Here is a 7,259-nt window from a genome sequence, read left to right as displayed (position 1 = left end):
GTGAATACATTAGAACAAACTATCGGCAATACGCCTCTGGTCAAACTACAGCGCATGGGGTCGGACAACGGCAGCGAAATCTGGGTCAAACTGGAAGGGAACAATCCGGCAGGTTCGGTCAAGGACCGGGCGGCGCTGTCGATGATTGTGCAGGCTGAAAAGCGCGGTGAAATTAAACCGGGCGACGTGCTGATTGAAGCCACCAGCGGTAATACCGGGATCGCGCTGGCGATGATTGCCGCGCTGAAAGGCTATCGCATGAAGCTGCTGATGCCGGACAACATGAGCCAGGAGCGTCGTGCCGCGATGCGGGCCTACGGAGCTGAACTGATTCTGGTCAGCAAAGAGCAGGGCATGGAAGGGGCGCGTGATTTAGCGCTGGCGATGGCGCAGAGCGGCGAAGGTAAGCTGCTCGACCAGTTTAACAACCCCGATAACCCCTACGCGCACTACACCACCACCGGGCCTGAAATCTGGCAGCAAAGCCAGGCGCGGATCACGCATTTTGTTTCCAGCATGGGGACGACGGGGACCATCACCGGCGTATCCCGTTTTCTGCGTGAACAGGAAAAGCCAGTGACGATCGTCGGCCTGCAGCCGGAAGAGGGCAGCAGCATTCCGGGGATCCGCCGCTGGCCTGCGGAATATATGCCCGGCATTTTTAATGCTTCTCTGGTGGACGAGGTCATGGATATTCACCAGCGTGAAGCGGAAAATACCATGCGCGAACTGGCGGTGCGGGAAGGCATTTTCTGCGGCGTGAGCTCCGGCGGCGCCGTGGCGGGCGCGCTGCGCGTGGCGAAAAACCACCCGGGCGCGGTGGTGGTGGCGATTATCTGCGATCGTGGCGATCGCTATCTGTCGACCGGCGTATTTGGTGAAGAGAGTTACAGTCAGGGGGCGGGGATTTAACAGCCATGGAAATGATTTTATTCAGGGATAAAACCCGGGCACAGCAGGCCGATATTGTGGCCGTGCAGTCACAGGTGGTTTACGGTAGCGTAGGCAACAGTGTGGCCGTACCGAACATAAAACAGCACCACCTTAACGTGCTGGCTGTGCCAACCGTGCTGTTCAGTAATACACCGCATTACGACACCTTCTACGGTGGTGTGATCCCGGACGAGTGGTTTAGTGGCTATTTACAGGCGCTTGAAGAGCGCGATGCTCTGCGTGAGCTGAAAGCGGTCACTACCGGTTATATGGGAAGTGCCAGCCAGATTGCGATTCTGGCGAAATGGCTGAAAGCGATGCGTGAAAAGCATCCGCAAATGATGATTCTGGTCGATCCGGTGATTGGTGACACCGACAGCGGTGTCTACGTGAAGCCAGAAATCCCGGCAGCCTATTGTGAACACCTGCTGCCGCTGGCGCAGGGCATTACGCCAAATGTGTTCGAACTGGGCGTGCTGAGCGGAAAACCGTGTGACACCCTGGAGCAAGCCATTGAAGCGGCGAAAGGACTGCTGTCGGAAACGCTGAAATGGGTGGCTATCACTAGTGCACCGATTGCGAATGACAATGATATCCATGTGGTGCTGGTCACGGCGGACCGCGTGGATATCAGCGGCTGGCCACGAGTTGCGACGGACCTGAAAGGTACCGGTGATCTGTTCTGCTCGGAGTTGATCAGTTCAGTGGTGCAGGGCAAAACGTTACCTGAATCAGTGGAAGCCGCCGGAAGCAGGGTGGTTGAGGTGATGGGGTATACGCTTGAAAAAGGGTACGACGAGCTGATCTTGCCGCCGCGCTAAGCGGTGAATTCAGAAACAAAAATGGCGCCTTTCGGCACCATTTTCACAACTGCGGTATCAATTACTTCTTGATACGGATAACCGGGGTTTCGCCCACGGTTACGCTACCGGACAGTTTGATCAGTTCTTTGATTTCGTCCATGTTGGAGATAACCACCGGAGTCAGGGTAGACTTGGCTTTTTCTTCCAGCAACGGCAGATCAAATTCGATAACCGGGTCGCCCACTTTGACACGCTGACCTTCTTCGGCGATACGTTTAAAACCTTCGCCTTTCAGCTCAACGGTGTCGATACCGAAGTGAACGAACAGCTCAATACCACTGTCGGACTCAATAGAGAACGCATGGTTGGTTTCAAAGATTTTGCCGATGGTGCCGTCTACAGGCGCAACCATTTTGTTGCCGGTGGGTTTGATAGCGATACCATCGCCGACAATTTTCTCAGCAAATACGACATCCGGCACGTCTTCGATGTTGACGATCTCGCCAGAGAGCGGAGCAACAATCTCAATAGTTCCGGTGTCTTTTTTATCATCAGAAACCAGAGATTTCAGTTTATCGAACAAACCCATGATCTTCTCCTAAGCAGTAATTTGGGCCGCATCTCTTGGATTAGCAGATTGTTTTTTCTTCAATGAACTTGTTAACCAGCGTCATTAACTCGTCCGTTGTCGGTTGAGCAAGAGCCTGCTCTGCTAACACCTTTGCATCTTCGAAGTTCGTGTTACGAATAATCTTCTTAATGCGTGGGATAGAAATGGCACTCATCGAGAACTCGTCAAGGCCCATCCCCAGCAACAGAAGTGTAGCACGTTCGTCGCCCGCAAGCTCACCACACATGCCAGTCCATTTACCTTCAGCATGAGAAGCATCAATAACTTGCTTGATCAAGTTCAGGACAGACGGAGACATCGGCTGGTAAAGATGTGAAATCATATCATTACCACGGTCAACTGCCAGAGTATATTGCGTTAAATCATTGGTTCCGATACTAAAGAAGTCAACTTCTTTGGCCAGATGACGCGCAATGGTCGCCGCAGCCGGTGTTTCCACCATCACGCCGATCTCAATGGATTCGTCAAAGGCTTTACCTTCGGACCTAAGTTCCTGCTTGTAAATCTCGATCTCTTTCTTCAGTGCGCGCACTTCTTCAACAGAGATGATCATCGGGAACATGATGCGCAGCTTACCGAAAGAGGAGGCGCGCAGGATAGCGCGAACCTGGTCGCGCAGGATCTCTTTGCGATCCATGGCGATACGTATAGCACGCCAGCCCAGGAACGGGTTCTCTTCTTTCGGGAAGTTCATGTACGGCAGCTCTTTGTCGCCGCCGATGTCCATGGTACGCACGATCACCGCCTGAGAGCCGCAGGCTTCAGCAACGGCTTTATACGCCTGGAACTGCTCTTCTTCCGTCGGCAGGGCGTCGCGGTCCATAAACAGGAATTCGGTACGGTACAGACCAACGCCTTCCGCGCCGTTGCGCTCAGCGCCTTCAACGTCGCGAACGGTACCGATGTTAGCGCACACTTCAACCTGATGGCCGTCCAGCGTAATAGCCGGCAGGTCTTTCAGCTTAGCGAGTTCCGCTTTCTCGGTGGCAACCTGCTCCTGAACGGCGCGAAGTTGCTCGATCTCTTCGTTTGTTGGGTTGACGTAAACCAGGTTGTTTACGGCATCCAGAATCAGATAGTCGTCGTTTTTCACCTGAGAGGTGACGCTGCCGGTGCCCACGATGGCTGGCAGTTCAAGCGAACGCGCCATGATTGAGGTGTGGGACGTACGGCCACCCGCATCAGTGATGAAACCCAGCACCTTTTTCAGGTTCAGCTGTGCGGTTTCGGACGGCGTCAGGTCGGCGGCAACCAGGATAACTTCATTCTGAATCGCGCTCAGATCGATGATAGCCAGACCCAGGATGTTGCGCAGCAGGCGCTTACCGATGTCACGTACGTCAGCCGCACGCTCTTTCAGGTATTCGTCATCCAGTTCTTCCAGGGCAGTCGCCTGACCTTCGATAATCTCATGAGCCGCTGCGTCAGCCGTCATGTGCTTATCTTTAATCAGGGCTATGATTTCCTGCTCCAGCTCCTCATCTTCGAGCAACATGATGTGGCCTTCGAAGATAGCTTCTTTTTCCTCGCCGAACGTCTCGCCAGCTTTGGTTTTAATGGCTTCCAGCTGCACAGAGGCTTTGGAACGGCCGTTCAGAAAACGTTCAACTTCCTGTTCGACGTTCTCGGCAGAAATTTTCTTCCGGTCGATGACAATTTCGTCTTCTTTCAGCAGCAGTGCTTTGCCGAAAGCGATACCCGGGGATGCTAAAATGCCTGAAATCATAACCCTACCTTACTTGTGACTGATTTTTAAAAGAACTCGTGAACTTACTCGAGTTCAGCCATCAGCTTAACCAGATGCTCAACCGCTTTTTGCTCGTCTTCGCCTTCAGCAGAGATAGCTACTACGGTGCCCTGAGTCAGGCCCAGAGTTTGCAGTTTGAACAGGCTTTTTGCGCTGGCGCTTTTGCCGTTGGAGGTCACAGTGATCTCAGAAGTGAAGCCTTTCGCTTCTTTAACAAACTGAGCAGCAGGGCGGGTGTGAAGACCGTTCGGAGCGGTAATGGTAACTTCTTGCTGGAACATTATATTTCCCCAACTTATAGGTTTAGTGTTGTGGAACTAAAGTCTAGCCTGGCGGCTAGACTTTAGCCTGTATTGTTAGCGCCGGTATTACGGTTACGGCACAGTCGCCTGTTAAACGCAATCCGATGCAGACATTTCTGGCCGTCGACGTATAGCTCGTCATTAAACATTATGCCGCGAAAGCAGGATTTGAACCAAATCATAAAATCGATTCAGCACACGGAAATCCTGTTTCGAATAATTTCGCGCATCGAAATAAATGTGATGGTTAAATACCAGACCTGGCGGGATGAATCAATGATAACAGGGGTGAAACTTTGAAGTGCTCCACAAAAAAAGCACCCGGGAGAGTGCTTTTTTACGCAAATTTCACAAACTGGCATTACTGTTGCAGTTCTTTCTCCGTGAAGAGATCGGCAAACAGTGCAGTGCTCAGATAGCGCTCACCCGAAGAGGGTAGGATAACCACAAAATTCTTATTGGTAAAGCGTTCATCCTCCTGCAGCTTCAGCGCAGCGGCAACGGCGGCGCCGGAAGAAATCCCAGCCAGGATGCCTTCTTCTTCCATCAATCGACGCGCGGTGGAGATAGCTTCATCGTTGGTGATGGTCACCACTTTGTCGATAAGCTTCAGATCGAGGTTGCCTGGAATGAAACCGGCGCCGATCCCCTGAATTTTATGCGGGCCAGGTTTGAGCTCTTCACCTGCCAGCGCTTGGGTGATGACCGGCGAGTCGGTCGGCTCGACGGCGACGGTGATAAGGTCGCTTTTGCCTTTTGTGCCTTTAATATAGCGGCTGACGCCAGTCAGCGTACCGCCGGTGCCTACGCCGGAGATGAACACATCAACTTGGCCGTCGGTGTCTTCCCAGATTTCCGGGCCGGTGGTTTTTTCGTGAATTTCCGGGTTAGCTGGGTTGCTGAACTGCTGAAGCAACAGGTATTTCGCCGGATCGCTCGCCACGATCTCTTCTGCTTTCTGAATGGCGCCTTTCATACCTTTCGCGCCTTCGGTCAGCACCTGGTTAGCGCCCAGGGCTTTCAGTAGCTTACGGCGTTCGATACTCATGGTTTCCGGCATGGTCAGCGTCAGTTTGTAACCGCGTGCGGCGGCAACGTAGGCCAGCGCAATACCGGTGTTGCCGCTGGTCGGTTCGACCAGTTCAACGCCCGGTTTGAGCACACCACGCTTCTCGGCATCCCAAATCATATTGGCCCCGATACGGCATTTGACGCTGAAGCTTGGGTTGCGTGATTCCACCTTCGCCAGAATGCGTCCATTACCGATTCGGTTCAGTCGAACCAGCGGCGTGTGACCGATAGTCAGCGAGTTGTCTTCATAAATCTTACTCATGGCCTGTCCTTAACTGTATGAAATTAGGATACCTCCCCAGCATACCTGCTGAACGGGCAGGGGGAAGTAAGGTTTTCGCATATCGATATGCAGATGTGAAATAAAGGTTATCAGTATGGAATAAGAGGTGGCATAAGCCACCCCTCTTTTATCTTTATTACATTTATATACGCAAAACCGTTACTTCCACATGGCGTGTTTTCCGCGGTAACAGTCCACCCACATGGCGGTCGCGCCGCAGATAGCGACGGGCAGGATGACCAGGTTGAGCACCGGGATCATGGTAAACAGGCTGACCAGCGCGCCGAACTGCATGTTGGTGACCTTTCGCGTACGCAGGGCCTCGCGCATGGTTTTAAACGGCACCTTGTGGTTATCGAACGGGTAATCGCAGTACTGAATGGCCAGCATCCAGGCGCTGAACAAAAACCACAGTACCGGCGCCACGGTTTGCCCAATGCCTGGAATAAAAAAGAGCGCCAGCAACACAACGGCGCGCGGCAGGTACCATGCCAGCTTCTGCCATTCGCGCTTCATGATGCGCGGGACATCTTTCATCACGCCAAACACGCCGGTATCCGGCGGCGTGGCACCCGTCAGACGCGCCTCCAACTGTTCGGCGAGCAGCCCGCTAAACGGCGCGGCTATCCAGTTGGCTATTGTTGAAAAGAAGTAGCCAAACACGAGCAGGACTGAGAGGACGGCAACCGGCCACAGCAGGTAGCTCAACCAATGCAGCCAGTCAGGGACGTGGTTCATTAAAGACGGGATCCAGCTTTCGAGTTTTGTGAACAGCCACCAGAATGCCCCACCCATCAGAATAATGTTGACCAGCAGCGGCAGAAAAACGTAACGGCGGATACCCGGCAAGCCGATCAGTTTCCAGCCCTGAGAAAAATAGTAAACGCCACTACGTGCAGCAGGTGTGGAAGATGAAACCATGTTCAGGCGATGCTCCTTTTGTGAAAGCCCTGGCAATCAGCTGACTATATTATCGGGTTGTCAGCTGAGCGCCAGTTCAGAAATGTTCGAAAAAACAGCAAAAAGCACGATTTGGTTCATCTTTATTGTCTGAATCCCTGGTACGCACTTGCACTTGACGTAATGGGCAAATACTCTTAGTGAGTAAATGTTTGCCGTGGTGGCAAGGTGTTAGAACAACAGAGAATATAATGATGCAGGATTTGCGTCTGATATTAATCATTGTTGGCGCGATCGCCATAATTGCATTACTGGTTCATGGTTTCTGGACCAGCCGCAAAGAACGTTCTTCTATGTTCCGCGATCGCCCACTGAAACGCATGAAATCACGCGACGACGATGAGTCGGATGATGAGCGCGACTTCGATGACAATGTTGAAGGCGTAGGTGAGGTTCGCGTTCACCGGGTGACCCCTGCCCATAACGCACCCTCCGGAGAGCATGATGCTCCCCGCCAGGCGCCGCAGCACCAGTACCAGCCGCCTTATGAGCGTCAGGTACAGCAGCCAGCGCGTCCTCCTCATGAGGA

The 7,259-nt window shown here is 52.9% G+C and carries 7 protein-coding genes and 1 pseudogene; 3 read left to right on the top strand and 5 right to left on the bottom strand.

Annotated elements, in window-relative coordinates:
- Both cysM and pdxK read left to right on the top strand, forming a co-directional pair.
- Positions 1-912 carry a cysteine synthase CysM gene (cysM, locus tag JO226_RS16205; protein ID WP_293606795.1) on the top strand — a complete coding sequence of 304 codons (912 nt, stop codon included), beginning with the start codon at positions 1-3 and terminating at the stop codon, positions 910-912.
- 5 nt (positions 913-917) lie between these two features.
- On the top strand, positions 918-1,754 hold the full coding sequence (gene pdxK, locus JO226_RS16200; protein ID WP_293606794.1) for a pyridoxine/pyridoxal/pyridoxamine kinase: 837 nt from the start codon (positions 918-920) through the stop codon (positions 1,752-1,754).
- Positions 1,755-1,815: 61 nt separating this feature from the next.
- On the opposite strand, the gene crr is transcribed toward pdxK, so the two are convergent.
- The 5 genes from crr to cysZ form a co-directional block, all read right to left on the bottom strand.
- Positions 1,816-2,325, bottom strand: coding sequence for a PTS glucose transporter subunit IIA (gene crr, locus JO226_RS16195; RefSeq protein ID WP_000522253.1), 510 nt, complete (start codon positions 2,323-2,325; stop codon positions 1,816-1,818).
- 40 nt (positions 2,326-2,365) lie between these two features.
- Positions 2,366-4,093: a phosphoenolpyruvate-protein phosphotransferase PtsI gene (gene ptsI, locus JO226_RS16190; protein WP_293602894.1), complete on the bottom strand. Its 1,728-nt coding sequence runs from the start codon at positions 4,091-4,093 to the stop codon at positions 2,366-2,368.
- A 44-nt stretch (positions 4,094-4,137) separates the two neighbouring features.
- Positions 4,138-4,395, bottom strand: coding sequence for a phosphocarrier protein Hpr (ptsH, locus tag JO226_RS16185; RefSeq protein WP_059179388.1), 258 nt, complete (start codon positions 4,393-4,395; stop codon positions 4,138-4,140).
- Positions 4,396-4,777: 382 nt separating this feature from the next.
- Positions 4,778-5,749 (bottom strand): cysteine synthase A, encoded by a 972-nt coding sequence (cysK, locus tag JO226_RS16180; RefSeq protein WP_293602893.1) that lies wholly within the window; start codon positions 5,747-5,749, stop codon positions 4,778-4,780.
- 180 nt (positions 5,750-5,929) lie between these two features.
- Positions 5,930-6,691 (bottom strand): sulfate transporter CysZ, encoded by a 762-nt coding sequence (cysZ, locus tag JO226_RS16175; RefSeq protein WP_293602892.1) that lies wholly within the window; start codon positions 6,689-6,691, stop codon positions 5,930-5,932.
- A 230-nt stretch (positions 6,692-6,921) separates the two neighbouring features.
- On the opposite strand from cysZ, the pseudogene JO226_RS16170 reads away from it, so the two are divergent.
- Positions 6,922-7,259, top strand: a pseudogene (locus JO226_RS16170) (cell division protein ZipA); the annotation flags it as partial.

Origin of the sequence: Pluralibacter sp. (genome assembly GCF_019237635.1) — a bacterium.
GTDB lineage: Bacteria > Pseudomonadota > Gammaproteobacteria > Enterobacterales > Enterobacteriaceae > Enterobacter_B.
Note: the sequence above shows the minus strand (reverse complement) of the source record. Positions and strands in the feature narration are given on the sequence as shown.

Bases quoted from the DNA above. Each gene is read 5' to 3' on its own strand.
- pdxK (WP_293606794.1), top strand. From the start codon at position 918: ATGGAAATGATTTTATTCAGGGATAAAACCCGGGCACAGCAGGCCGAT.
- crr (WP_000522253.1), bottom strand. From the start codon at position 2,325: ATGGGTTTGTTCGATAAACTGAAATCTCTGGTTTCTGATGATAAAAAA.
- ptsI (WP_293602894.1), bottom strand. From the start codon at position 4,093: ATGATTTCAGGCATTTTAGCATCCCCGGGTATCGCTTTCGGCAAAGCA.
- ptsH (WP_059179388.1), bottom strand. From the start codon at position 4,395: ATGTTCCAGCAAGAAGTTACCATTACCGCTCCGAACGGTCTTCACACC.
- cysK (WP_293602893.1), bottom strand. From the start codon at position 5,749: ATGAGTAAGATTTATGAAGACAACTCGCTGACTATCGGTCACACGCCG.
- cysZ (WP_293602892.1), bottom strand. From the start codon at position 6,691: ATGGTTTCATCTTCCACACCTGCTGCACGTAGTGGCGTTTACTATTTT.